We start from the raw sequence: 23477 nt of genomic DNA, 5'->3' as shown, positions 1-23477 counted from the left end.
TTATTATTTTCTTAGTCTGGCATCCAAGCCCATCCCCCGGCTCGGTATCCCTACCTCGCGTTCAAAACTAAAAAAGCCACCCATTAAAGATGGATGGCTTAGAAAGCAATTCATTTCTGAATGCATATAAATATCAGTAAAATCCCAGACAAAAACCTAGCGTTTTTGATCGAAAAGCCCTCTAAAGTACGCCATCAGCTAGGAACTTTCCGTACGCTGCATACGCTCTAGATGTAAGATGGGCATTATCCCAAATAAGAGGATCTCGCTTTTCATCAAACAAGTTGCAGGTTTCCTTCTGATAATCACAGAAGAAGCGCTTCTTATCTATCCACTTGATAGTTCCTTGCTGCTCCACTGCACTTTTAAGCTTGTCACTAATACGCACACGATCCCATCGTTGATACTTATATGTGATTTCTGGCAGTTTCTGAAGGTCCATATCAGAGCGCCAAGCTTTTATAGATAAAGATGCTAAGTCAGTAAAAAGAATTGACCCCACCAAAGTAACTTCCTTTTTATAAGAACTCTCAATATATCGCGCCAAATCAAACCCTGCTTGGTATGTACTTTCCTGCCACTTAGCTGTGATAACTACATTTGTAGCTTGTTTTAGCAGTTCACCTGCGATTACGTCCTTATTCTTACATTTTATGCCAAGTTCACCTTCCATATCTGCCGCAATGAAGTCAGCCATACACTCATCGTCTAAATAGATGTAGCGAACTTGCCAGTGGCTAGCGATGGTTGTCATCGACATATATGCATCATTACCAAAAGAGTCTCCAAGTAGTAGAATTTTAGGACACTGTTTCTCACAGGTAAATGGTAGGTCGCTAGGGTAATAACGCTCTTTAAGTTCCAGTATACGTGTACGTTCTGATTCAATATCGACAAGCATTTCCATACCAGCGCTTTCTAGCTTGCTTACATAGTACTCTTTAAAACCATTTGTTTTATGAATCATTAGACCCACGGAGCTAAACAATAATAAGCATACCGACGAAGTGGCGATTAGCCTAAAAGGCTTAATATTGCGATACTTTCTTATTGGCTTTTCCACATACAAATATGAAGCAATTGATAGCAAAAAAACAGGAAGGATAAGCATTAACTTGTAGTAAATTTTCTCATCAACCAGATTGTCGAAATATATATCAATTGAGGAGAAAAGAGGGTTATGAAATAAGTATAACCCGTAACTTATTAACCCTATTTTAACAAGAACAGTATTACTAAGAATTTTTTTACAGAAATATGTATGACCACTAATAGTAATGAGAATTGCTGACGCGAGCACTGGCACTAGCGTAAAAAGGCTAGGATGTAGAGTTTTTTTATCAAAGAAAAAGAAACTGGCAATTATTATTACTAGACAAGCTATCGCTATAATCTCTAAGTTCTTACTATTGCGTTTACTATCAAGGTATTTAGAAAATACATTACAAGACATAAAAAACGCGCAAATTGAACCGGCGATCAATTCCCAGGCTCTCGTATGTATTGAGTAAAATGTTAGGTTAGGTGATGTGATCGCGCCTGAGTGTGCGAAATAAAGACTGAATGCAGCAATTAGAAAAAAGGAAGTAATAATCATACGCCTTGACTTGGATAGCATGATCATCAGTAAGGGGAAGATTAGATAAAACTGCTCTTCAACTGCTAAGCTCCATGTATGCAATAGCGGAGCGTTATTGTTGAATTGGTTGAAGTAGTCCGTTTCTAAATAAAAGAAATAGTTAGATAAGAAAAAGCTAACTGCAACAATGCTTTGCCCCACATCCTTTATTTGCGATGGTATTAAAAAGAAAAAAGCTAGGGGAAGGGTAATTAATATCGTAATAAAAAGAGGAGGAAGAATTCTCTTTGCGCGTCTTTCATAGAAGCTATATAAGGAGAAGCTGCCATCATCCAACTCTCTCATTATTATTGAAGTAATTAAGAAACCACTAATAACAAAAAAAACATCAACACCAATGAAGCCCCCACTAATAGCGGAAACCCCAGCATGATATATAATTACGGACATGACGGAAATAGCCCTCAGGCCATCTATTTCAGGTCTATACTTCAAAGCTTCACTTCCATGTAAAAAAACTGATTAGAAACAGTAACTCTTTTCTATTTTATTCTCAACCTATAAAAAATCAATAAAATTGCAAAAAATACAACTTAAATCTATTTAAAGAAACAAAAAAGTTAACACCTCATATCATGAATAAAAACCATACAACAAAACCATTAAATTAATTATTATTAAAAAGATTTTTAAGCTAACCTAAAACCATTCTATTTATACCTTAAAAGCTTACAACCACCCTTTTTGCCTGGCGATACGCGCTGCATCACTGCGATTGGACGCATTTAACTTACTAATGGCTTCACTGAGATAATTACGTACCGTGCCTTCGCTTAAATAGAGCCGCGCGGCGATATCACTGGTTTTTAGCCCTTCTTCGGTGAGCTTAAGTGCGGCACTCTCTTTACGACTTAGCGGGTTATTATCCTCCAGCGCTAACAATGCCAACTCTGGGTCGATAACTTTTTGCCCTTGATGAACTTTCTTTAATGCATCGATTAGATAATCACTGGACGCTTCTTTGAGAATAAATCCGCGTACACCCGCATCCAGAGCCCGGCGAATATAACCAGATTTAGAAAACGTTGTCATAATCACGATTTGGATACCTTCATGAGCAACTTGCTCGGCCAGCTCCAAGCCACTCATATTGGGCATTTCGATATCGCTGAGTAGTAAATCAGCCCGTACTTCAGTCAATAATGTGAGCGCTGATTGGCCGTCACTGGCTTCACCAACCACTTCAATAAAAGGGTCTAAATTTAGTAAAGCAACAATGGCATTACGCACTAGCGCTTGGTCTTCTATAACAACAACGCGTATCATCGCCGCCCCCTTATTTTAAAAATGTGCATGTTAAACGTACGCCTTGCTCAGTGTTGATATCGAGTTCACCACCTAACTGCTCACAGCGTGTTTGAATGCCCTTAAGTCCATTGCCAAAAGAGACGTTCGCCTCTTTGCCATTATCGAACAGACTCACTTGCCAATAGCTATCAGTCTCTTTGAACTCAACCCCAAAGTGAGTCGCCTTGCTATGGCGTATCACATTGGTTGCCGCTTCTTTGCAGATAAAGCACAGTGCACTCTCAATCGAGCTCGGCAAGCGTGGCATCGGCCCAACATGGCATTGAATGTTCTGGCTTTGCAAATTTTTAGTAATGGTCTCTAACACGCCACCCAGGCCCATTTGCTTCATCCCCGCCACCGCCTGGCGCACTTCACTGAGTAAGTCCCGAGCCAACTGACTTACCTCGTTTATCTCGACGCTGGCTCGCTCACTTTCTTTGGCATCAAGCATTTTTTGCGCGAGCTCTGATTTTAAGGCAATACTTGATAGCGAATGCCCTAGTAAGTCATGGAGATCGCGAGCGATGCGCTCACGCTCAGCCACCGCGCCAATATGCTCAATTTGTTGCTCGCTACGTGCTTTAGCTCGTGCATGCTGACGCTCGCGGCGCTCAAAGACACCAAAAAAGAAAATACCAATACTGACTACCACCGCCGGAAGCAAGTAATAACCGAGCTGCGCCGGGGCAAAGACCACGCCACTTAGGGTCGCGCCCAGTAAAATAATCACTAACGCAGCTTTCCCTTGCCAGCCAATAAAGTGAAAACCACATAAAAACGCGATAAAACCAAATAATGCCTGGCTTCCAGGGGTGATAGCCGTTGCTGCAATACACAGCACCAGCATGGCAATCACACAGGCAACCAGCTTGCTCCCTTTAACCCGAAGAGCGAAGCCATACAGCCCGACAAAAACAATGTAAGCGACGATGGCTAACGCGATCTGTGCCGACGAAAAATAATCGCTCGCCATGATTAAAGGTAAAAAGTAAAAACTTGAGAAAATCAGTGGCATCCAGTTCCAAAAAGGCTTCTGGTTTTGTGCGATAGTGTAGGAGTAAAGCATATAACGGTTTTCCTGTGGCCTTTAACTCATAGAGCGACCATGACGCTGTATGAGCTAGTAAATAACAAGCGGCGGTGGTTATCAATACCACCGCGCTGATGGGCTTGTGCTCATAATTTACTGATTTTTAGCGATGAGCATTTTCGCCCAGCCATAATCAGGGTTCACTTGCAGCGCCTGCTGCCAGTCGGCTAAGGCTTGCTCGCCATGGCCAAGCTCCTTTTGTGTTAGCCCACGCCATGTGTAGGTCTCTGCCTCTCCCCACCCATAGCGAGTGTCCTGTTGCTGAGAGAACAATAACACTGCTTTATTAAAATCACGCAAGGCCTGTTGTTTTGAACCGCCAAACATGGACGGGGTGTTATAAGCACTAACACCTTTTATAAGGTGTACACGCGGACTATTAGGTGCAAGACGTTCTGCTTGGGACAATAACTTACCAGCTTTAGGCCCGTAGTACGCCCCTTTGAGAGGGTTAAAGGTGATTTTGAAGCCATACACTTGGGCTAGCAAAGCTTTGGCCTCGCCTAATTCGGTATCTGACAAAGGCTCAGCGAGAAGTTGCTCTAAGCTCTGCTGCGCCATCTCCAGGCTTTGCTGCGCCGCCTGCTGTTGTGCTTGCAAGTACTGACTCATACTCAAGCGGTAATAGGCCAAGCCTTGCTCGTAACCCTGGGCTGATTGACTATGTAAGCGTAGCTCTTGTATATCTAGAGTGGCTGCTGCTTGCTCAATGTGTTGCACATCGGTTGAGCTGGCAAAGGTCGAAGTGGTCACGGCGCTGATAAGTGCCAAAGCGATAATGGTTATTTTCATGATGTCTCTCCTGTTGTTTGGACATCTTTATCATTGCTTATTTACCATCCGTTGCGCAGTCACCTTTGTCATCAATAGCAGATGACATTTGTCAGCACCTGCTTTGTTATATAGCTCATGGTATGCTGGCAAAAAAACAGCCTTTGACGCGCTATGAGCTCTCACAAACAAAGCTTATTCTTTTTGCATACAGCGGTTCTACTGTTTGGTGGCACCGCCTTATTCGCCAAGTTAATTCACCTGCCAGCGTTAGATATCACCGTATATCGCACCGCAATCGCCGCCTTTGCCTTAGTTATCATGCTCGGTGCAATGCGCCAGCCCATCGCCCTAAGATGCAGCAAAGACTACCTTATAGCACTGGCACTCGGTGCCATCGTTGGCGTGCACTGGGTAACCTATTTTGCTGGAATGCAGCTTGCGGGGATCACCATCGGCATCATCGCGTTTTTTAGTTATCCGGTTCTAACCGTTATGATTGAACCGCTTTTTCATCGCGCTTTGCCCAAGCTTAAGGATATGCTCAGTGCCATTGCCGTCAGTGTCGGAATTTACTTACTCATACCAGAAGCAACACTGGGAAATGATGTCACTTTGGGCATAGCGACCGGGGTGTTTTCTGCATTGTGCTTTGCCCTTCGTAATATTTTGCAGCGCCAGTACTTCAACCACTATGGCGGCCCGCAAACCATGTTTTATCAAACCTTGGTCGCCAGCCTAATGCTGTGTGCCTTTGTCGAGGTTCCCCCCATGGCCGTTACGCAGCGTGATATTGCTCTGCTGTTTTTGGTCGCCATAGTATTTACAGCCACTCCCCACGCGTTATTTGCCGCCTCGTTGCGCCAACTCAGTGCGACAACGGCTGGGCTCATCTCGTGCTTACAACCTCTCTATGCCACCATTTTGGCCTTTATTTTATTGCAAGAGCGTCCAGACACCGCCACGCTGATAGGCGGTATGCTGGTTGTCAGTGCTGCATTTTTTGAGACTTGGTCAGTATCTCGACAATCGCGATAAATGCCCTTGATAAATTGGTTGCCATCAACAAAGATAGCAATGACCCTGCTAGACGGACTGATAAGAAATGAAAGTATTTGCTCATCGCGGTGCCAGCGGTAACTACCCGGAAAATACGCAAATCGCCATAGAAAGTGCCCTTTCTGTGGGCGTCGATGGTATAGAAGTCGACCTACAAAGCTGCCTTGATGACTATGTCATCATTCATGATACCTGGCTTGATAGAACCACCTCAGGTCAAGGCAAGGTCAATAAAACCCCTTTAGCAGAAATTCAACGTTATGATGCCGGCCAAGGGCAGCGCGTGCCGGGGCTGCAAGACATGATCGACTGGATAGGGAATAAGACCCTACTGAACCTAGAACTTAAACACACATTCTCACTCGATAAGCTCGTTGCTACCCTTGAGCACAATGTACAACAGGGTTTATTACAGCGAGAGCAGCTTATTGTCTCTTCTTTTGATCACCATCAACTCGTATGGTTGAAGCAACATCTACCTTGGGTGAAAATTGGGGCGCTGACTTCCTCTATCCCGCTCAACTATGCTGAGTTTGCTCAACGATTGCATGCGTATAGCTTGCACTTAGACAAAAACTTCGTAAACCACGAGTTTGTCGCCGATGCGAAACAGCGCGGGCTCGAGGTCTATGCTTATACTGTAGATAAGAAAGAAGATATTCTTGATATGCGAGCACTGGGAGTGGATGGTATTTTCACCAATTACCCGTGCAATACTAAGATGATTTTAGCGAATGATGCCTAGCTAGGCGCTTACTTCATCGCTAAACACTTGAAAATCTTTTGCTTTATACAATACTGAGCATGTATACATTGACGTCTACTCAGGCAAACGGAGCCCTCATCAATGAGTTGGTTTATGCGCATGTACAATTATATTGAAGAAACATTTTTTTATACGCTAACTCGTAAAATTGTTGGCAACCTTAGCTTTTTGTTTGCTTTACAGTTACTTACTTTAGTTTGGCTGTACCGCGAACTGAGCGCCCAAGAACAAAATTTGGCGCTGTTTGCGGTGATCTCGCTATTAGTCGTCGGTGGTTTTATTTTTACGGTGTTCTATATGCGCCATTTAATCGTGCGCCCTGTGCAAGCGATGCGCGATACGTTAGAGCAAATCAATCAACAGGATGCCAACTTAAATGCGCGATTACCACAGTTCACGTATGATGAATTTCGTGACTTATCAGAGCAATATAATAAGTTTGTACACCATCTAAGCGCCCTTTTAAATACCACCTATGAAGGTGCAGCCCAAGCTGCTGATAGCAATCAGCAGGTCAATTTATCCATGCAAAACACAGCTGAATTGGGAGCTCGACAATTACAATTTAGTAGTGAGATTGCAGCGAGCACCACGCAAGTCACGCATAGCCTAGAGCAAATCGTCGCCAATACGGATGCAGTGTTCAGCGACAACAGTGAGAACCTCACCTTTGTACGCACTTCATCTGAAGAGCTTAGCCAATTAGTATCGCAAATTCATAAGATCACGCAGCTATTAGGGCGATTTGCCGACACCGTTGCAGGCTTGAAAGAAAACTCAGAGAACATTCGCAGTATTTTGCAAATGGTCGAAGGGTTTGCCGATCAAACTAACCTGCTCGCCCTTAATGCAGCCATTGAAGCTGCTCGCGCCGGTGAAGCAGGCAGAGGCTTTGCTGTCGTTGCTGATGAGGTACGCTCACTGTCACTTAAAGTCAGTGATGCGACCCAGCAAATTAGCGACTTTATTAATAAAATGGGCACTCTGGTAAGCGATACTAACCAAGAGTCAGAGCAACTTATTGAGCACTCTTCAAGCGCTGAACAAGCAATCGGTAACACGGCTTCAGGCTTTAGTGAACTAGTGCAAGACTTTGAGAAAAACCAACAACAATTGCAGGATATTGTTGCAGCAGTGCATGAACTGGAGCAAACCCAGGCCAATACTCAGCAATCGGTGGAGCAAATTAAAACCTTAGGTGAAGACGCAAAAGCGCAAATAGACCAAGCCGCAGAGCAATGCGCACGCTCAGAGCACCTAACCCGCACCACTCAAAGCGAGCTAGAGCGCTTCGTAAAATAACCTTCAAAGCATAAAAAAGCCCAGCACTAAGCTGGGCTTTGTAAACCTTAGTCGTGATTAGCTACGAATTTGTCCTTCACCATTCACTAAGTATTTTTCTGTGGTCAGTGACTCTAGGCCCATAGGCCCGTAAGCGTGCAACTTAGTGGTTGCGATGCCGATTTCGGCGCCTAGACCTAGCTGCGAACCATCAGAGAAGCGTGAAGAGGCATTTACCATCACCACCGACGCATCAACACTGCGCTGGAACAAGTTGGCGGTTTGCTCGTCTTTGGTACAAATAACTTCAGTGTGGAAACTACCAAAGCGGTCAATATGCGCCACCGCTGCATCAAAGTCAGCAACGATACGTACCGCGATTTCAAGATCAAGGTACTCTTCACCAAATTCATCATCGCCAATGACATTCGCATTGCTGAAGAATTTCGCTGCTTGAGCATCAGCATTAACACGTACACCTTTTGCTTCAAGCTCTTTTGCCGCACGAGCTAAAAACGCTTCTGCTACCTCTTGGTGCACAACCAAGCCCTCTAGGGCGTTACATACACCGGTACGCTGAGTTTTACCGTTCAGTAATAGGTTCATCGCCACATCAAGGTCTGCATCTTTATCAACATACAGGTGACACACTCCTTTAAAGTGCTGAATAACCGGTACGGTACTGTTTTCAGTCACAAAATTAATCAGTCCTTCGCCACCGCGAGGGATAATCAAGTCAATGGTGTCACGCTGCTGCATAAGATCCATCAACAGGCCACGGTCTGGGTCTGGGATCACCGAGATAAGCGCCGTTGGCAAGTTGTGTTTCTCAAGCACACTGTGCAGTACACTGGCAATGGCTTTACTTGAGGCTAGCGCCTCTTTACCACCACGCAAAATAACCGCATTACCTGATTTGAAGCACAGTGCGCCGGCATCGGCTGTTACGTTTGGACGGGCTTCATAAATCATGCAGATCACCCCAAGAGGCACTCGCATTTTATTGATTTTGATACCATTGGGACGCTCACCCAATGAACGCAACTGACCTACTGGGTCATCGAGATCGGCAATGGTTTCAATGCCCACGGCCATATCTTCAATACGCTCATCGGTCAGCGTCAAACGGTCGACCATGGCTGCAGCTAAGTTGTTGTCTCGCGCATTGGCAAGATCTGATTCGTTTTCCGCCTTAATATGCTCTTTGTTGGCACGCAGTGCCTCAGCCATTTCTTTAAGTACGTTGTTTTTACTCTCTGTATCAAGCAGAGCAAGCACCTTAGCGGCTTTTGCTGCTTGAGCTGAAATATCCTTAACTAAACTCATGATTTCTCCAATACTGCAATGTCTTCGTCTGAAATAATCGGGCCGATGGAATCTTGTGCTTCATCGCTAAACTCACTGGTTTCATTCTCGGCAATAAAGTTCAGCAAACAGCTACTGTAGTTTGCTCGTGCCTTAGCCAGCTTAGTGCCGTCGTCGCTGCGCACCAAAATAGTGTCGCCAACGGAGAACTCGCCCCGAACCTCGATAATGCCTTGCGGGTTAATCTGCTCGGCGTTTTCATCTAATGGCTCGCTGAAGTCACCTTCAACAATCACCTCACCCTGCTCACTGGCGGTATGTGTACGCCAATGGACTGCCTCTTGCATTGGTTTTTCATACGGCAAGAAGATAGTGCCCGGGTTTTTACCTTCTAACAACAAGTTAAAGGTCTGCTCTTTAAAGCCATTTAGAATAAATGTGGTAATACCATGGGAAGTGGCTTTTTCTGCCGCCTCAATTTTGGTTTTCATGCCGCCGGTACCTACCGCACTGGTAGCACACCCAGCCATGGCGTAAATAGATTCATCAATTTCACTGATCTCAGGTAACAGTACAGCGTCGGTATGCAAGTTAGGATTCTTGTCATAAAGGCCATCCACATCTGAGAAAATCATTAATGCGTCGGCATCAGCAGCCGCTGCTACCATAGCTGATAAGTTGTCGTTATCACCTACTTTCAAATCATCAGTGGTCACCGTATCATTTTCGTTGATGACAGGTAGAACACCGTGATCAAGCAAGGTAAAAATGGTGTCGCGTACACTGGTGTAACGCTCACGGTCACGTAAGTCACCGTGTGTTAGCAGAATCTGTGCTGATGGGAAATCGAAGAAACGGTCCCATGTTGCCATCATCTCCATTTGCCCAGCAGCTGCCATTGCTTTTTTAAGTGCTACAGAGCGCGGCTTATCCTCTGGGAATAAGTGTGAGCCCGCAGCCACAGAGCCAGATGACACCAAAATAACTTCAATACCTTGGGCGCGGCAACGAACAATAAACTGAGCTATGGTGAGTAAATAGCGTGAACTACAGCCATTTTGCTCGGGTGCAATTAAGGCACTGCCTACTTTGAGTACGATGCGTTGCCATTTAAAATTTTGCATTGCGATTACTTTCCTTACTAGCTTTAGCTAAGTTGCTCAAGTTTTTGCTCAGTTGCATGAAAAGTTTCTTTCACCTCGGCTGAAGGTGCCTGAGAAAGCTTACTCACCACAACGATTGCAAGTGAACTTGCGATAAATCCGGGAACAATTTCGTAAATAACACTGCTTAGCGTGCCCCCGTCACTAAGCACTGGTGCAAATATCCAGAATAAAACAGTTGCTGCGCCGACAACGATTCCGGCGAGCGCGCCTTGGTGGGTTATTTTCGACCAACACAGGCTAAATAATACTAATGGGCCAAATGCGGCACCGAAACCAGCCCAGGCATTACTGACCAATGACAAAATGCTATTAGATTTGTCCAGTGCCAGTAAGGTGGCAACGAGTGCCACGGCGAAAACCCCTATCCGACCGATTTTTACTAAGGTTTTTTGCTCTACCTCAGTTTTTGAAAAAGCACGATATACGTCCTCGGTCAGCGAGCTTGATGACACCAACAGCTGTGATGAGATGGTGCTCATGATCGCCGCCAAAATCGCGGCGAGTAAAAAGCCGCTAATTAAAGGGTGGAACAAAATTTCTGAGAAAATAACAAAAATTGTCTCTGGGTCAGCCACTTGCAAACCAAATTTATTGGCATAAGCAACCCCAACTAAGCCTGTTCCAAGCGAGCCTAAAATGGTGACTGTCATCCAGCTCATACCAATATTACGTGCCGTTTTAATATCTTTTACCGAGCGAATCGCCATAAAGCGCACAATAATATGAGGCTGACCAAAATAACCTAACCCCCAAGCCAAGCTTGATACTATGCCCAGCAAGGTGATGCTCTGCCAAGATTCACTAAAACTTGGAATCGATTGCTGCGCAAAATTAAGCATATCGGCACTGCCATTGAACTGCATGTAAGCCACAATCGGCACGAGTATCAATGCCACAAACATAATGCAGCCTTGGACAAAGTCAGTCATGCTCACAGCTAAAAAGCCACCTAATAAAGTGTAGGCCACAACCACCGAAACGGTAATGATTAAGCCAAGGTGGTAGCTTAAACCGAACGCCGATTCAAACAGCTTCCCGCCTGCAACTAACCCTGCCGAGGTATAGAGCGTAAAGAACAAGATGATCACTGCCGCTGAAATCACGCGAATCGGTCCTTTGCTCATGTTAAAACGCTTATCGAAGAAGTCCGGTAGCGTCAGTGCATCATCGGCCATTTCTGTGTACACCCGCAGGCGCGGTGCAACTAATAAATAATTGGCCAGTGCACCTAAAACCAAACCCAGTGCAATCCATACGGTGTCGAAACCAGTTAAGAACATGGCTCCTGGCAAGCCCATTAGCATCCAACCACTCATATCCGATGCTCCTGCAGACAAGGCAGTTACATGAGGGCTCACTTGACGGCCACCTAGAATGTAGCCAGAAATATCACTTGTAGAATTGCGATAAGCGAACAAGCCAATGCCAAGCATGGCTAAAAAATACAATGCGAGAGAGAGATATGTATAAAAATGCATTCCTTATCCTGTTTGGCCACCCTAGGTGGACTTTGTTTTGGGCAATAAAAAGCGTCGCGATATAACAACTGGGGCGACGCTAAATTTTGCTTACGGCTTTACCTACCCAACGCTAACAAGCACAGGCATCAAGCTGTTCCAAAACCAATTAAAAGGAAAGCACTAACAGTTGTGGTTTACGCTGTGACAACAGCGGTTGCATACGACGAGGCAGGCTAAAAACCACAATTAATTAGCACTCTAATAATTTGTCTACGAACGTTATTATGCGGATTTAGATATAAAAATCAAGGTCAAAACTTAGCCATAGCCAGTATTCATGCTATTTATAGCGCATTGAAATAGCTCCTAAGCGCGTAAAAATGCACTCTAGCGATGAATACATAAAATTTTGACCTATTATGAATTTTTAGTGATCTAAGGCTCTTTTTTACTTAAAGAGTAATCAGCTTCGCTGTATCACACGTTAAAAGGTGGGTAGTTATGCGTGTTTGACTGATGCAGCAAAACGTTGTCATCACGCTCTGCTTATCTCATACTGAGTTTTCATGGACAGATAATAAGGGTCTTTATGTCAGCAATTTATATTGCAGGAATTGCTTTATGTAGTGTTATTGCGCAATGGCTCGCCTGGGCCTTCCGTGTTCCCGCTATTTTATTTCTTTTACTCACTGGCTTATTACTTGGGCCAACCACCTCATTGCTTGAGCCCGACGAACTCCTTGGCGACTTGCTGTTTCCAGTGGTGTCCTTATCGGTGGCTATTATTCTTTTTGAGGGCGCGCTCACGCTCCACTTTAGAGAGCTAAAGGGCATTGGTAAGGTGGTGCGCAACCTGTGCTCCATAGGCATGCTCATAACCTGCCTAGTCGTCAGCTTAAGTGCTTATTGGTTGCTTGAGCTCGATTGGCGTGTCGCAGCAGTGCTAGGCGCAGTATTGGTCGTTACCGGGCCCACGGTTATCGCGCCCCTACTTAACGCCATGCGCCCCACTCAAGACATTGACCGAGTACTACGCTGGGAAGGCATTGTGATTGACCCCATCGGTGCGCTCTTCGCTGTGTTAGTGTTCGAGGCGGTGATGTTAGTGGGGCAAAGCGATGTGTTTAGTCACACCTTAGGGGCATTGGTCACCACGCTGAGTGTGGGCTTTTCGCTCGGTGCTGCCGCAGGTTGGTTAACAACGCAGTTGATTCGTCGCGAGTGGCTCCCTTATGAGCTGCATAAATTTGGTATTCTTGCGCTAGTGCTTATCAGCTTTACCGTCTCGAACCATCTCAGTCACGAGTCTGGGCTGCTAGCGGTGACGGTATTTGGTATTTGGCTTGCGAACCAAGACGACTTGGAAATTGATTCGGTGCTTGAATTTAAAGAAGATCTGTCGATGATTCTTATCTCCAGCTTGTTTATTTTGCTGGCAGCACGCCTCAAGCTTGAAGATTTACTGGCTCTGGATGCACAAGTCTTTATCTTTTTAGCCATTGTGCTGTTTGTCGCTCGACCACTGAATATTTTAATTTCTACTTATGGCAGTGACTTGCCCGTTAAATCGCGGCTGATACTGGCATGGATTGCGCCTCGCGGTATTGTTGCCGCCGCTGTCGGCTCGGTGTTTGCGCTCAGTATGGCCGATGCCGGTATTGTGGATGCCAATAAAATGGTGCCCTTAATCTTCACGGTGATAATTGTCACTGTGGTTTTAAATAGCCTCACCGCCATCCCATTAGCCAAAATGCTCGGGGTCCGCCAACCTGCTCCCTCGACCTTACTCATCATTGGTGCGAACCACGTTGCCAGAGCTATAGCCTGTGGCCTAAAAGAGCAAGATATCGATGTGCACCTCTCCGATCCGGCATGGGAAAACTGTAAAATGGCCCGTATGGATGGTTTGCCCTGCTATTATGGTAATCCGCAATCGGAACATGCCGAGCGGTATCTGCCACTAACAAGCATCAGTAAGGTGTTGGCACTGTCGCCTAACCGCCATCACAACGCATTAGGGGTGCAATACTTTAGCCACCTATTTAGCGAAAACCGAGTGTTCTCACTCAAGTCATCACAAAACCACGCGAAAGCCAATAAAGACAGTGCTACTTTCCTCTCTCGACAAATTCTATTTGGCGAGAATGGTTCTTATGCCAAGCTCAGTAGCCTGATAGCCAAAGGCGGTAAGGTCAGTGCGACTCGACTAAGTGATGAATTTGACTGGCAACAATATCAAGAAGTAAATAGCGAAGCGATTCCGCTGTTTATTATCGGTAACGAAAAAGTAGTGCGTATTATTACCGCGCAAATGGAGAATCCACCAGCCAGTGGTGAGAAGGTTGTTGCTCTGCAACCACCAAAAATGTCGATGGTGAAAGATGCACAGCAAAACCCACCGACCAAGAATCCGCAATTACAGCCAACAAAAAACCCGACATAAAGTCGGGTTTTCAAATTTGGAAGCGTACGCTTAAAATCAGATTACTTGATTTTTGCTTCTTTGAAAATCACGTGCTTACGAGCTTTAGGATCGTATTTTTTGATTTCCATTTTTTCAGGCATGTTACGCTTGTTTTTGTCGGTAGTGTAGAAAAAACCAGTACCGGCAGTTGAAACTAGACGAATCTTATCGCGCATGACTCAGGCTCCTTAAACTTTTTCGCCGCGAGCACGGATATCAGTCAGTACCGCGTCGATGCCTTTTTTGTCGATGATACGCATACCTTTAGTAGTAGTGCGTAGTGATACAAAGCGTTTTTCGCTTTCAACCCAAAAACGGTGAGTTTGTAGGTTAGGTAGGAAACGACGCTTAGTCGCGTTGCGCGCGTGTGAGCGGTGGTTACCTACCACTGGGCGCTTACCTGTAACTTGACAGACTTTAGACATGTCTATTTATCTCCAATAACTTCGCTCGAGCTTAATTTTCCCTTACGGCCTTTTTGTATACTGCCCCGGGATAAATCGAAGGGCGCTCTTTATACAGCATAGACAGGCAAAGATCAAGAAACCTGATCTCAGAATCAGCTCATATGTAAATTTGATAGCGGCTAATTATAAAGATCAACGCAGCAAAGGGAAAGCAAAAACTGCATTTAAATTGCACAAATAGCTACAGTAGGCCACGCTCGGCAAAAGAGACTGCGTGGCAACCGCCTATCACTAAATGATCGAGCACACGAATATCCACTAAACCAAGAGCTTGAATTAGCTTGCGGGTAATGACTTCATCGGCCTGGCTCGGCTCGGCGATGCCGCTGGGGTGATTATGCGCAAAAATAACGGCAGCGGCATTATGCTTGAGTGCTGCTTTAACGACTTCTCTGGGGTATACCGACGCCGCATCTATGGTGCCTTGAAACAGCGTTTCTGTGCTTATTAAACGGTGTTGGGCATCAACAAACAACACTAAAAAGACTTCCCGTTGTAGCCCTTTTAATTCTAACTTGAGATAATCTTGCACCGCTTGTGGTGAGTCAAAGCTGAGCTCTCGTTCCAAACTTGTTTGTAAATATCGCCGCGCCAACTCAATTGCCGCCTGCAATTGCGTATACTTCGCAGTGCCCATACCTTTAAAGCGGCAGAAATGGTCGTGCTCAGCAGCTAACAAAGTATGCAGCCCTTGGCTTTGACTGAGTATCTGCTGGGCTAAGTCAATAGCATTGCAACCGGCAATGCCCGTTCTAAAAAAGATAGCGAGTAATTCGGCATCACTCAGCGCCCCGGCACCCTGAGTAAGTAATTTCTCCCTAGGCCGTTGTTGGGCTGGCAAGTCAGTGAGTCGCATGGGCATTCCTTCGCTTTTGCGCTTATGAACCTCCCTCAACTATAGTGCAATAGCGGCACATCTGGTATCTTCTAAGCAGTCACACAAGCGATATTGTCTATTGTTATGCAAAATAAAAAGGTGGTCCTTGGGATCAGTGGCGGCATCGCCGCATACAAATGTGCAGAGCTAACCCGACGGCTGAAAGAGCGCGGTTGTGAGGTCAAAGTGGTTATGACCGACAGCGCTAAGCATTTTATCACTCCGCTCACGATGCAAGCGGTATCAGGAGAAATTGTTTCTCATTCACTGCTCGATCCTCAGGCCGAAGCAGCGATGGGCCATATTGAGTTTGCCAAATGGGCCGACTTGATTCTCGTTGCCCCTGCTACAGCCAATATCATTGCCAAAATGGCGGCCGGTATTGCCGATGACCTACTGACTACTTTATTGCTGGCCACCCCAGCTAAAGTTGCTATCGCTCCCGCTATGAACCAGCAAATGTATGCTCATGCGGCAACGCAAGCAAACTTAGCCACCTTAGCACAGCGAGACATTGCCATTTGGGGCCCAGGTGCGGGCGAACAAGCCTGTGGCGACGTAGGAGCCGGGCGTATGCTAGAGCCCAACGAGCTTGTTGAGTTAGTGTGCACTCCTACAGTACAGCCATTATTAGCGGGGAAAACTCTCACCATCACCGCCGGCCCCACCCGCGAAGCGCTAGACCCTGTGCGTTATATCTCTAATCACAGCTCAGGCAAAATGGGCTATGCCTTAGCCGCTGCAGGCGTGGCAATGGGAGCGACAGTGAATCTTATTTCCGGCCCGGTTAATTTACCAACGCCTGTGGGAGTCACGCGCATTGATGTGCAAAGCGCACAACAAATGCACCAGCAAGCACTCGCTTTGGCGCCAAGCTCCGATATTTTCATTGGCTGCGCTGCCGTGGCCGATTATCGTGCTGCTGATATCGCTGAGCAGAAAATGAAAAAGCAAGGCGATGAACTCACTCTCACGCTAGTGAAAAACCCAGATATTATTGCTGATGTTGCTGCGCTGAGTGAGAATAGGCCGTTTACTGTTGGGTTTGCTGCGGAAACACAAGATGTCGCCGCCTATGCACAGGGCAAATTAAAGAATAAAAAGCTAGATATGATTTGCGCTAATGATGTGTCGGTACAAGGGCAAGGGTTTAACAGCGATAATAATGCCCTGACTTTATTTAGTCATGACAGCACACAAAGCATTGCGCTTATGAAAAAAGATAAGTTAGCACTTACTGTCATCGAAGCAATTGCTACAAAGTTAGTGTAAAGGTCGCAAAAGACTGGAAAGGGACCTCACAAAGCATTAATATGGCGTTCATAATAAAGGTCAGTGACCACCAAAGTTGTTAAAAAGGAACGCCATGGCTGCCTCACGTCGCACTAACCGTAAAGAGCAGATTTTACAATCACTCGCGCAAATGCTGGAAACTAGTCCCGGTCAGCGTATCACTACCGCCAAATTGGCCGCCGAAGTAGGCGTTTCAGAAGCAGCTCTCTATCGCCACTTTCCTAGCAAAGCGCGTATGTTCGAGGGATTAATTGAGTTTATTGAAGACACCTTGCTGTCTCGCATTAACTTAATCTTAGAGAACGAGAAAGAAACGCAAAGCCGTGTCTACAACATTTTGATGCTACTGCTAGCGTTTGCAGAAAAGAATCCTGGGATTACTCGAATTCTCACTGGTGATGCACTGCAAGGCGAAAACGAACGATTACGTGAACGCATTCAGAGTCTATTTGAAAAGCTAGAAACCCAGTTCAAACAGGTTTTACGTGAACGTAAATTGCGTGAGGGTAAAGCCTTTGCAAGTGACGAGGGAACCCTAGCGAACCTTTTCCTAGCGTTTGTTGAAGGGAAAATGAACCAGTTTGTACGCTCTAATTTCACTATAAAACCCAGTGGCCAATTTGATAAGCAGTGGCAAGAGCTACAGAAAATTTGGTTGTAGATCAGGTTTTGCCTGACAATGGAAACAGTCCTCAAACCCGCGCAAGGCTAAAAGCCTTGCCTACAACATCAAACTACACACCCGTTGTAGGTCGGGCTTAGCCTGACAACCGAAACAGACCTCAAACCCGCGCAAGGCTACAAGCCTTGCCTACAAAATCAAACTACCCACCCGTTGTAGATCAGGCTTTAGCCTGACAATGGAAACCGGCCTCACACCTGCGCAAGGTGAAAGCTTTGCCTACAAAATCAAACTACACATCCGTTGTAGGTCAGGCTTTAGCCTGACAATGGAAACCGGCCTCACACCTGCGCAAGACTAAAGCCTTGCCTACACCAACCAACTGCACACCCGTTGTAGGTCGGGCTTTAGCCTGACAATGGACATCAATCTAACAGCTGCGCAAGGCTAAAGCCTTGCCTACAAAATCAAACTACACATCCGTTGTGGGTCAGGCTTTAGCCTGACAATGTAAACCGGCCTCACACCTGAGCAAAGCTAAAGCCTTGCCTACCTCTGCCCTACAACATTAGTGGCTTGGTAAAGACCAACGTTGCATTTCAATTAAGCGCGACTGGGTTCGTGCAAACTCAAAAGCTAAACGCTCTCCTTGATAAAGCGACTCTAGCTCCACCTCCGCAGTGATAATTAGCAACTTATGGTTATCATAAAACTCATCAACCAAAGCAATAAAGCGCCGCGCTTCATCGTCATACTGAGCCTGGCGCCGTGGGGCCTGGTCGCGGATGTAACCATCTTCTGTGCCTTGGGCTACATGTGCGCTGTGCATAGCGACTCCCATAGCAGGGACTTTGTCCACATAAAGCACCTGCAGTTGCTGGGCCAGCTCCATATAATCTGCACTGGCGCGACCATCGCCACACAAGGCAAAGAAATCAATCATGGCCGCATCGCTGGCATAAGCCATAAAATGCATGCTTCGTCGGTTTATCTCTCGTATGCAAGGCTTAATAGAACAGCGTTGTTGCTGCTTAAACAGCCCACTCAACACCTCTGGGCCATAGGCGAGGTAGTAACGAAAGCCAGCAAATCCTTGCAGCCGATAATCTTGCTCACCGCTGACATCACAGACATGGCAATGTGCCTCAAGTAAGGCGATAGTAGGTTCAAAGCGCGCTCGCTGTAACCCATTGCGATACAATTGCTGCGGATGGCAATTACTGGTTGCTACCAAGACCATACCTTGGGCAAACAAAGCCTCGAATAGCCTAGCCATAATCATGGCGTCACCGATATCGCTTACGAAGAACTCATCAAAACACAGCACATCGGTACTTCTGGCATACTCTTTTGCCAACTGACGCATGGGATTCTTCACCCCCTGCAACTGCCCCAAGCGTTGATGTACAAAAGCCATAAAGTGATGAAAGTGTAAGCGTTGCTTTTTATCACTATTAAGATGCTGGAAGAATAAGTCCATCAGCATTGATTTGCCCCGCCCTACGGGGCCATATAAATATACCCCGGTCGTGACTTTAGGACGACGCCAAAAGCACTGAGACGATGAGCGCTGCTCAAGTTCCTGCGCTAAACGGGCAAGCTCCTCGACCGCCCGTTGTTGCGCGTCATCAACGGCAAGTATTTGCGCATCAATTTGCTGTTGGTACTGTGAGAGGATTTTATTCACGGTGGCTGTTTTCGCTGAGACGCATAAGCTATACTCGCGCCATTGTAGCGAAATTAAAGCCCCGACCCAATGAAGTTTCCTTGCCGTTTAGATAAGTTCATTAGCCACGTTACCCAATTACCACGTACCAAAACCAAGGCCGTGATCAAAGCCAAGCGGGTATGTGTAGGTGGTGAGATGACCACACAGCAAAACACCGCTATTGATGAGAACACCGTGGTTACGCTAGACGGTGAACAGTTACATTATTTGGGCAAGCGCTACTTTATGCTTAATAAGCCCGAAGGCTATGTATGTGCTAATAGTGACGATTTACATGCTACGGTGCTCGATTTAATGGATGAGCCCAACTTGCAGGAATTGCATGTTGCTGGGCGTTTGGATATAGATACCACCGGCTTAGTGCTGCTGAGTAACGATGGTCAATGGACACATCAAATAACTAGCCCAAAGAAGCAAAAATACAAAACCTATGTGGCGGAGTTAGGGCAACCTATTACCGAACACGCGGTGCATGAACTTGAACAAGGGGTGCAGCTACATGGCGAACGTGAACTCACTCGCCCAGCTAAAGTTGAGGTATTAGCCCCCTATCAAATTCGCTTGCATATTGTTGAGGGTAAATATCATCAGGTGAAGCGTATGCTAGCCGCCGTTGGCAATGAGGTGGTCGCACTGCACCGAGAGGCCATAGCCGGTGTGACTCTTGATGACGCGCTTGCTCCAGGGGAGTACCGAGCCTTAAACGAAGATGAAATAAACCTTTGTTGAGCGTACCTACCAAACATACACTCAAAAAAAATTCAACAGAAAAAAGTCTGTTTTTGCGGCTTTTGCCTTAAAAAGCCGCTGAAAAAGTGATAAGTGTAACAAACCGCTCATCGACTTGGAGCTTGCTGTGTTCGCAACGTTCTCTTTACGAAGCAAAATTATTGCTTTTGCTGTCACCCTATTTATTGCCCTTATTGCCGTCGCTTTACTAGGTTTGCAAGCTTTGCGTCATGCCAGTGAAAACGACAATATTGCCCGTATTAATCAACTGATGAAAAGCACCGTCAATGTGGTTGAGGAGCTCGAAACCTTAGCGGCTCAGGGTGAGCTTAGTGACGCGCAAGCACAAGCTTACGCCAGCACCATATTACAAAATAATACTTACCATGACTCTGAGTATGTGTATGTAGTCAGCAGCGATCTCAACTTTGTTGCCGCACCGCATGATCCGCAATTGCACGGTACCAGCTTTAATGACTTCAAAGATGCCCAAGGCAACAGCATTGGCGCCATGGTGGAGCGCTTGGTTGGTAACAAAACGGGTGAGATCATCACCTATCACTGGACTTCTGAACGCGATGGTGAAGTCGTTGATTTAACCTCAGTTGTACAAAAAACGCCTCGTTGGGGTTGGTATATTGGTACCGGCATCAGTTACAAAGAAGTCGATCAGCGTTATTGGAGCACCGCCAGCTGGTTACTCGGTTTATCGCTTATCATCGCGGTATTACTCACCCTCGCCTTAGCTAAGTTTGGTTTAGCACTGGCCAATGCCTTAGGCGCTGAATTAAGCTCAGTAAAAGATATCGTAACGCAAGTATCACGTGGGCGTTTGAACAATACTATCGCCCATCAAGAGCACAACAAAGATAGCATTATTGGTAGCATGGCCTACATGCAACAAGGATTGCAGGGAGTGGTAACAGGCATAAAAGAAGTTGCAGACACCTTACAGCAGCAAAGCGTAGACTCCGATAAACGCTCGGTTGAGCTGGAGCGCTTAACGCAATCGTTACAGCAAGATACGGCCATTGTGGCCTCAGCGATTACTCAGCTTACGGCCTCAGCGCAAAGTGTGGTCGACCTTGCCGAGCAATCAGCTTACGCCGTTGGCGAAGCAGAGCAGCAAGGCCAAGCAGCGAGCGCGTTAACAGAGGAGGCTGTTGACACCATTTCCCTTTTAGAGAAACAAATTGACAGCGCTGGTAATAATATTCAGCTACTCGATGACGAAGTCAATAATATCGCCAATGTGCTCGGGGTTATTCAAGGTATTGCCGAACAAACAAACCTACTGGCGCTGAATGCGGCCATTGAAGCTGCTCGCGCGGGCGAGCAAGGCCGAGGTTTTGCTGTGGTCGCGGATGAAGTGAGGCAACTCGCGCAGCGCACCCAAAGTAGCACCGAAGAAATTCACAGCATGATCACTAATTTACAAAGTGCCACCAGCGAGGCTAAACAGTCGGTACAAATGAGCATTGAGACCAGTGAACAAACCGTGAGTAAATCGCAACGAGTGCGCACCGAGTTAGTGCATATCGCCCAGTCGTTGAGTACCCTAGCCGGTATGAGCCAAGAAATAGCAAGTGCCGCGAGAGAGCAGCTCGGTGCAGGTGAAGATACGGCAAATCGCGTGGTGGTGATCTCTGATACCGCCACGAACACAGCGCAGGTATCAAAACAGGCGCATGAGGCCAGCGAAAGCATGCGTGCACTTACTGAGCAACTAGAGCAACAAACGCAAAAATTTGAAACCTAAAACCTTGCATCTCGAAGGGCTAATGTTCTCGGCACTTAAGTGCTACAGTGAAGGCATAAGCAGCGAATAAAAGCGATATGATTAGCAATGGATGAGGTGCAAATACGCCATCATGGCGCGGTAAACGGTGTTACGGGCTCTTGCCATGAACTTCAGGTGAGTAAGGCACAGTCGGTGCTGGTAGATTGTGGGTTGTTTCAGGGTGCCGAGGCTAAGCCAAGTTTGGCCATCGACTTTGATATAAGTGCCGTGACTGCGGTTATCATCACGCACTGTCATATTGATCATGTCGGCCGCTTACCTTATTTACTTGCAGCGGGATTCACGGGCCCTATTTATGCTTCACAGGCGACATCGGCATTACTGCCTTTGGTCATTGAAGATGCTCTCAAACTGGGGGTTACTCAAGAGCAAGAGTTAGTGGCCACCTGTATTCGTTTGCTTAAACGCCAATTGGTGAGCGTTGATTTTAAGCACTGGTATGATTTACCCAACACCGATTGTCGCTTTCGACTGCAACGCGCGGGCCATATTCTTGGTTCAGCCTATGTGGAAGTGGATTTGCCGCATAACGAGACCCGTCATCGCGTGGTGTTCTCGGGCGATCTTGGAGCCCCTTACACCCCATTACTACCGGCGCCGAAAGCGCCCTACAAAGCCGATACTTTGGTTATTGAGTCCACCTATGGTGATAGCCTTCATCATGGCCGTAAACAACGTACACAGCAACTTAAAGCCGTGATTGAACGCGCGGTGTCAGATAACGGCGTGGTGCTCATTCCAGCCTTTAGCATTGGCCGCACACAGGAATTACTATACGAGCTTGAGCAGATTATACACAGCGCTAAAAAGCACTCTTTCTGGCAAGATATCGAAGTGATTATTGACTCTCCCATGGCAGCAAATTTCACCCGAGAATATCGGCGCTTTAAGTCATTATGGGATAAAGAAGCCAAAGCAAGAGTGGCTAAAGGTCGCCACCCTCTCGATTTCGATAATATAGTGACGATAGATACTCACCAACAGCATGTGCAGCTACTGCAATATCTTAAGCAAAGACAAAAGCCCGCGATTGTCATTGCTGCTAGCGGCATGTGCAGTGGCGGGCGTATAGTTAACTACCTCGTTGAGTTTTTACCAGAGCCCACGACCGATGTTATTTTTGTTGGCTACCAAGGTGCAGGCACGCCAGGGCGAGCTATTCAAAAATATGGCCCGCGAGGAGGCTATGTTGAACTAAATGAGCAACGCATTGATATCAATGCACATATCCACACCATCAGTGGTTACAGTGCACACGCCGATCAGGCTGGGCTGATACGCTTTGTTACCGGCATGCGTAAAAAGCCTCAGCATATTAAAATTGTTCATGGCGATAATGAGGCCAAACAAGCGTTGGCAGAACAGCTCAGAAGTAAGCTTGCGCAGCAAACCAAGGTAGAAATAGCCACCTGAATTTGTGCAAGGCTAAAAGCCTTGCCTACAAACCAAACACCGATTGTGGGTCAGTTGTAGGTCAGGCTTTAGCCTGACTGTCTGGATACACCTCATACCTTTGCAAGGCTGAAGCCTTGCCTACAAAAACCAAACTATACACCCGCTGTAGGTCAGGCTTTAGCCTGACTATCTAGATAAAACTAGTACCTGTGCAAGGCTAAAAGCCTTGCCTACAACAACCAAACACCGGTTGTGGGTCAGGCTTTAGCCTGG

The 23477-nt window shown here is 46.3% G+C and carries 20 protein-coding genes; 9 read left to right on the top strand and 11 right to left on the bottom strand.

The features are described 5' to 3' along the window. Positions 1-181: 181 nt before the first annotated feature. The 4 genes from EXT46_RS15120 to EXT46_RS15105 form a co-directional block, all read right to left on the bottom strand. Positions 182-2074 (bottom strand): acyltransferase family protein, encoded by a 1893-nt coding sequence (locus tag EXT46_RS15120; RefSeq protein WP_130148267.1) that lies wholly within the window; start codon positions 2072-2074, stop codon positions 182-184. 234 nt (positions 2075-2308) lie between these two features. Continuing rightward, entirely contained in the window at positions 2309-2905 is a 597-nt protein-coding gene (locus EXT46_RS15115; protein WP_130148265.1) for a response regulator transcription factor, read from the bottom strand. A 10-nt stretch (positions 2906-2915) separates the two neighbouring features. Further along, positions 2916-3995 carry a sensor histidine kinase gene (locus tag EXT46_RS15110; protein ID WP_130148263.1) on the bottom strand — a complete coding sequence of 360 codons (1080 nt, stop codon included), beginning with the start codon at positions 3993-3995 and terminating at the stop codon, positions 2916-2918. 117 nt (positions 3996-4112) lie between these two features. After that, positions 4113-4811: a tetratricopeptide repeat protein gene (locus EXT46_RS15105; RefSeq protein WP_045980353.1), complete on the bottom strand. Its 699-nt coding sequence runs from the start codon at positions 4809-4811 to the stop codon at positions 4113-4115. A 153-nt stretch (positions 4812-4964) separates the two neighbouring features. On the opposite strand from EXT46_RS15105, the gene EXT46_RS15100 reads away from it, so the two are divergent. The 3 genes from EXT46_RS15100 to EXT46_RS15090 all read left to right on the top strand — a co-directional run bounded on the left by EXT46_RS15100 (position 4965) and on the right by EXT46_RS15090 (position 7917). Further along, on the top strand, positions 4965-5828 hold the full coding sequence (locus EXT46_RS15100) for a DMT family transporter (RefSeq protein WP_130148261.1): 864 nt from the start codon (positions 4965-4967) through the stop codon (positions 5826-5828). Positions 5829-5895: 67 nt separating this feature from the next. After that, positions 5896-6594 carry a glycerophosphodiester phosphodiesterase family protein gene (locus EXT46_RS15095; RefSeq protein WP_022946042.1) on the top strand — a complete coding sequence of 233 codons (699 nt, stop codon included), beginning with the start codon at positions 5896-5898 and terminating at the stop codon, positions 6592-6594. A 102-nt stretch (positions 6595-6696) separates the two neighbouring features. Continuing rightward, positions 6697-7917, top strand: coding sequence for a methyl-accepting chemotaxis protein (locus EXT46_RS15090; protein ID WP_205988247.1), 1221 nt, complete (start codon positions 6697-6699; stop codon positions 7915-7917). Positions 7918-7974: 57 nt separating this feature from the next. Here EXT46_RS15090 and EXT46_RS15085 read toward each other — a convergent pair whose 3' ends face one another. Genes EXT46_RS15085 through putP form a run of 3 tightly spaced genes read right to left on the bottom strand, consistent with a single transcriptional unit; the run spans position 7975 to position 11845 of the window. Further along, entirely contained in the window at positions 7975-9222 is a 1248-nt protein-coding gene (locus EXT46_RS15085) for a glutamate-5-semialdehyde dehydrogenase (protein WP_022946040.1), read from the bottom strand. Beyond that, on the bottom strand, positions 9219-10325 hold the full coding sequence (gene proB / locus EXT46_RS15080) for a glutamate 5-kinase (protein WP_022946039.1): 1107 nt from the start codon (positions 10323-10325) through the stop codon (positions 9219-9221). Before proB ends, EXT46_RS15085 begins: the two co-directional genes overlap by 4 nt. A gap of 23 nt (positions 10326-10348) precedes the next feature. Beyond that, the gene (gene putP / locus EXT46_RS15075) at positions 10349-11845 is read right to left on the bottom strand and encodes a sodium/proline symporter PutP (RefSeq protein ID WP_045980355.1); all 1497 of its coding nucleotides are present in this window, start codon (positions 11843-11845) and stop codon (positions 10349-10351) included. Between the two features lie 571 nt (positions 11846-12416). Between putP and EXT46_RS15070 the strand changes: the two genes are divergently transcribed. After that, entirely contained in the window at positions 12417-14270 is a 1854-nt protein-coding gene (locus EXT46_RS15070; RefSeq protein ID WP_022946037.1) for a sodium:proton antiporter, read from the top strand. A 41-nt stretch (positions 14271-14311) separates the two neighbouring features. Here EXT46_RS15070 and rpmG read toward each other — a convergent pair whose 3' ends face one another. The 3 genes from rpmG to radC all read right to left on the bottom strand — a co-directional run bounded on the left by rpmG (position 14312) and on the right by radC (position 15614). Continuing rightward, positions 14312-14467 carry a 50S ribosomal protein L33 gene (gene rpmG, locus EXT46_RS15065; RefSeq protein ID WP_022946036.1) on the bottom strand — a complete coding sequence of 52 codons (156 nt, stop codon included), beginning with the start codon at positions 14465-14467 and terminating at the stop codon, positions 14312-14314. A gap of 12 nt (positions 14468-14479) precedes the next feature. Then, entirely contained in the window at positions 14480-14716 is a 237-nt protein-coding gene (gene rpmB / locus EXT46_RS15060) for a 50S ribosomal protein L28 (RefSeq protein ID WP_022946035.1), read from the bottom strand. 223 nt (positions 14717-14939) lie between these two features. Beyond that, entirely contained in the window at positions 14940-15614 is a 675-nt protein-coding gene (gene radC / locus EXT46_RS15055) for a DNA repair protein RadC (protein WP_130148259.1), read from the bottom strand. Positions 15615-15719: 105 nt separating this feature from the next. On the opposite strand from radC, the gene coaBC reads away from it, so the two are divergent. Continuing rightward, entirely contained in the window at positions 15720-16907 is a 1188-nt protein-coding gene (coaBC, locus tag EXT46_RS15050) for a bifunctional phosphopantothenoylcysteine decarboxylase/phosphopantothenate--cysteine ligase CoaBC (protein WP_130148257.1), read from the top strand. 94 nt (positions 16908-17001) lie between these two features. Next, complete coding sequence (gene slmA, locus EXT46_RS15045) at positions 17002-17589, top strand: nucleoid occlusion factor SlmA (protein WP_022946032.1); 588 nt, start codon at positions 17002-17004, stop codon at positions 17587-17589. A gap of 529 nt (positions 17590-18118) precedes the next feature. On the opposite strand, the gene zapE is transcribed toward slmA, so the two are convergent. Continuing rightward, the gene (gene zapE, locus EXT46_RS15040) at positions 18119-19237 is read right to left on the bottom strand and encodes a cell division protein ZapE (RefSeq protein ID WP_130148255.1); all 1119 of its coding nucleotides are present in this window, start codon (positions 19235-19237) and stop codon (positions 18119-18121) included. Positions 19238-19306: 69 nt separating this feature from the next. On the opposite strand from zapE, the gene rsuA reads away from it, so the two are divergent. From rsuA to EXT46_RS15025, 3 genes are all read left to right on the top strand, one after another. Further along, entirely contained in the window at positions 19307-20008 is a 702-nt protein-coding gene (gene rsuA / locus EXT46_RS15035; RefSeq protein WP_130148253.1) for a 16S rRNA pseudouridine(516) synthase RsuA, read from the top strand. 127 nt (positions 20009-20135) lie between these two features. Next, complete coding sequence (locus tag EXT46_RS15030; protein WP_130148251.1) at positions 20136-21767, top strand: methyl-accepting chemotaxis protein; 1632 nt, start codon at positions 20136-20138, stop codon at positions 21765-21767. A gap of 96 nt (positions 21768-21863) precedes the next feature. Further along, positions 21864-23222 (top strand): MBL fold metallo-hydrolase, encoded by a 1359-nt coding sequence (locus tag EXT46_RS15025; protein WP_130148283.1) that lies wholly within the window; start codon positions 21864-21866, stop codon positions 23220-23222. The last annotated feature ends 255 nt before the right edge of the window (positions 23223-23477 follow it).

The organism is Pseudoalteromonas sp. CO325X (assembly GCF_004208955.1).
GTDB lineage: Bacteria > Pseudomonadota > Gammaproteobacteria > Enterobacterales > Alteromonadaceae > Pseudoalteromonas > Pseudoalteromonas ruthenica.
This window is presented reverse-complemented; position numbering and strand designations above follow the sequence as displayed.

What these genes read in the sequence shown, in the direction of transcription:
- putP (WP_045980355.1), bottom strand. Translation starts at nt 11,845, where the DNA reads ATGCATTTTTATACATATCTCTCTCTCGCATTGTATTTTTTAGCCATG.
- EXT46_RS15085 (WP_022946040.1), bottom strand. Translation starts at nt 9,222, where the DNA reads ATGAGTTTAGTTAAGGATATTTCAGCTCAAGCAGCAAAAGCCGCTAAG.
- slmA (WP_022946032.1), top strand. Translation starts at nt 17,002, where the DNA reads ATGGCTGCCTCACGTCGCACTAACCGTAAAGAGCAGATTTTACAATCA.
- EXT46_RS15090 (WP_205988247.1), top strand. Translation starts at nt 6,697, where the DNA reads ATGAGTTGGTTTATGCGCATGTACAATTATATTGAAGAAACATTTTTT.
- coaBC (WP_130148257.1), top strand. Translation starts at nt 15,720, where the DNA reads ATGCAAAATAAAAAGGTGGTCCTTGGGATCAGTGGCGGCATCGCCGCA.
- EXT46_RS15100 (WP_130148261.1), top strand. Translation starts at nt 4,965, where the DNA reads ATGAGCTCTCACAAACAAAGCTTATTCTTTTTGCATACAGCGGTTCTA.
- EXT46_RS15105 (WP_045980353.1), bottom strand. Translation starts at nt 4,811, where the DNA reads ATGAAAATAACCATTATCGCTTTGGCACTTATCAGCGCCGTGACCACT.
- EXT46_RS15070 (WP_022946037.1), top strand. Translation starts at nt 12,417, where the DNA reads ATGTCAGCAATTTATATTGCAGGAATTGCTTTATGTAGTGTTATTGCG.
- EXT46_RS15115 (WP_130148265.1), bottom strand. Translation starts at nt 2,905, where the DNA reads ATGATACGCGTTGTTGTTATAGAAGACCAAGCGCTAGTGCGTAATGCC.
- proB (WP_022946039.1), bottom strand. Translation starts at nt 10,325, where the DNA reads ATGCAAAATTTTAAATGGCAACGCATCGTACTCAAAGTAGGCAGTGCC.
- rpmB (WP_022946035.1), bottom strand. Translation starts at nt 14,716, where the DNA reads ATGTCTAAAGTCTGTCAAGTTACAGGTAAGCGCCCAGTGGTAGGTAAC.
- EXT46_RS15110 (WP_130148263.1), bottom strand. Translation starts at nt 3,995, where the DNA reads ATGCTTTACTCCTACACTATCGCACAAAACCAGAAGCCTTTTTGGAAC.
- radC (WP_130148259.1), bottom strand. Translation starts at nt 15,614, where the DNA reads ATGCGACTCACTGACTTGCCAGCCCAACAACGGCCTAGGGAGAAATTA.
- EXT46_RS15095 (WP_022946042.1), top strand. Translation starts at nt 5,896, where the DNA reads ATGAAAGTATTTGCTCATCGCGGTGCCAGCGGTAACTACCCGGAAAAT.
- rpmG (WP_022946036.1), bottom strand. Translation starts at nt 14,467, where the DNA reads ATGCGCGATAAGATTCGTCTAGTTTCAACTGCCGGTACTGGTTTTTTC.
- rsuA (WP_130148253.1), top strand. Translation starts at nt 19,307, where the DNA reads ATGAAGTTTCCTTGCCGTTTAGATAAGTTCATTAGCCACGTTACCCAA.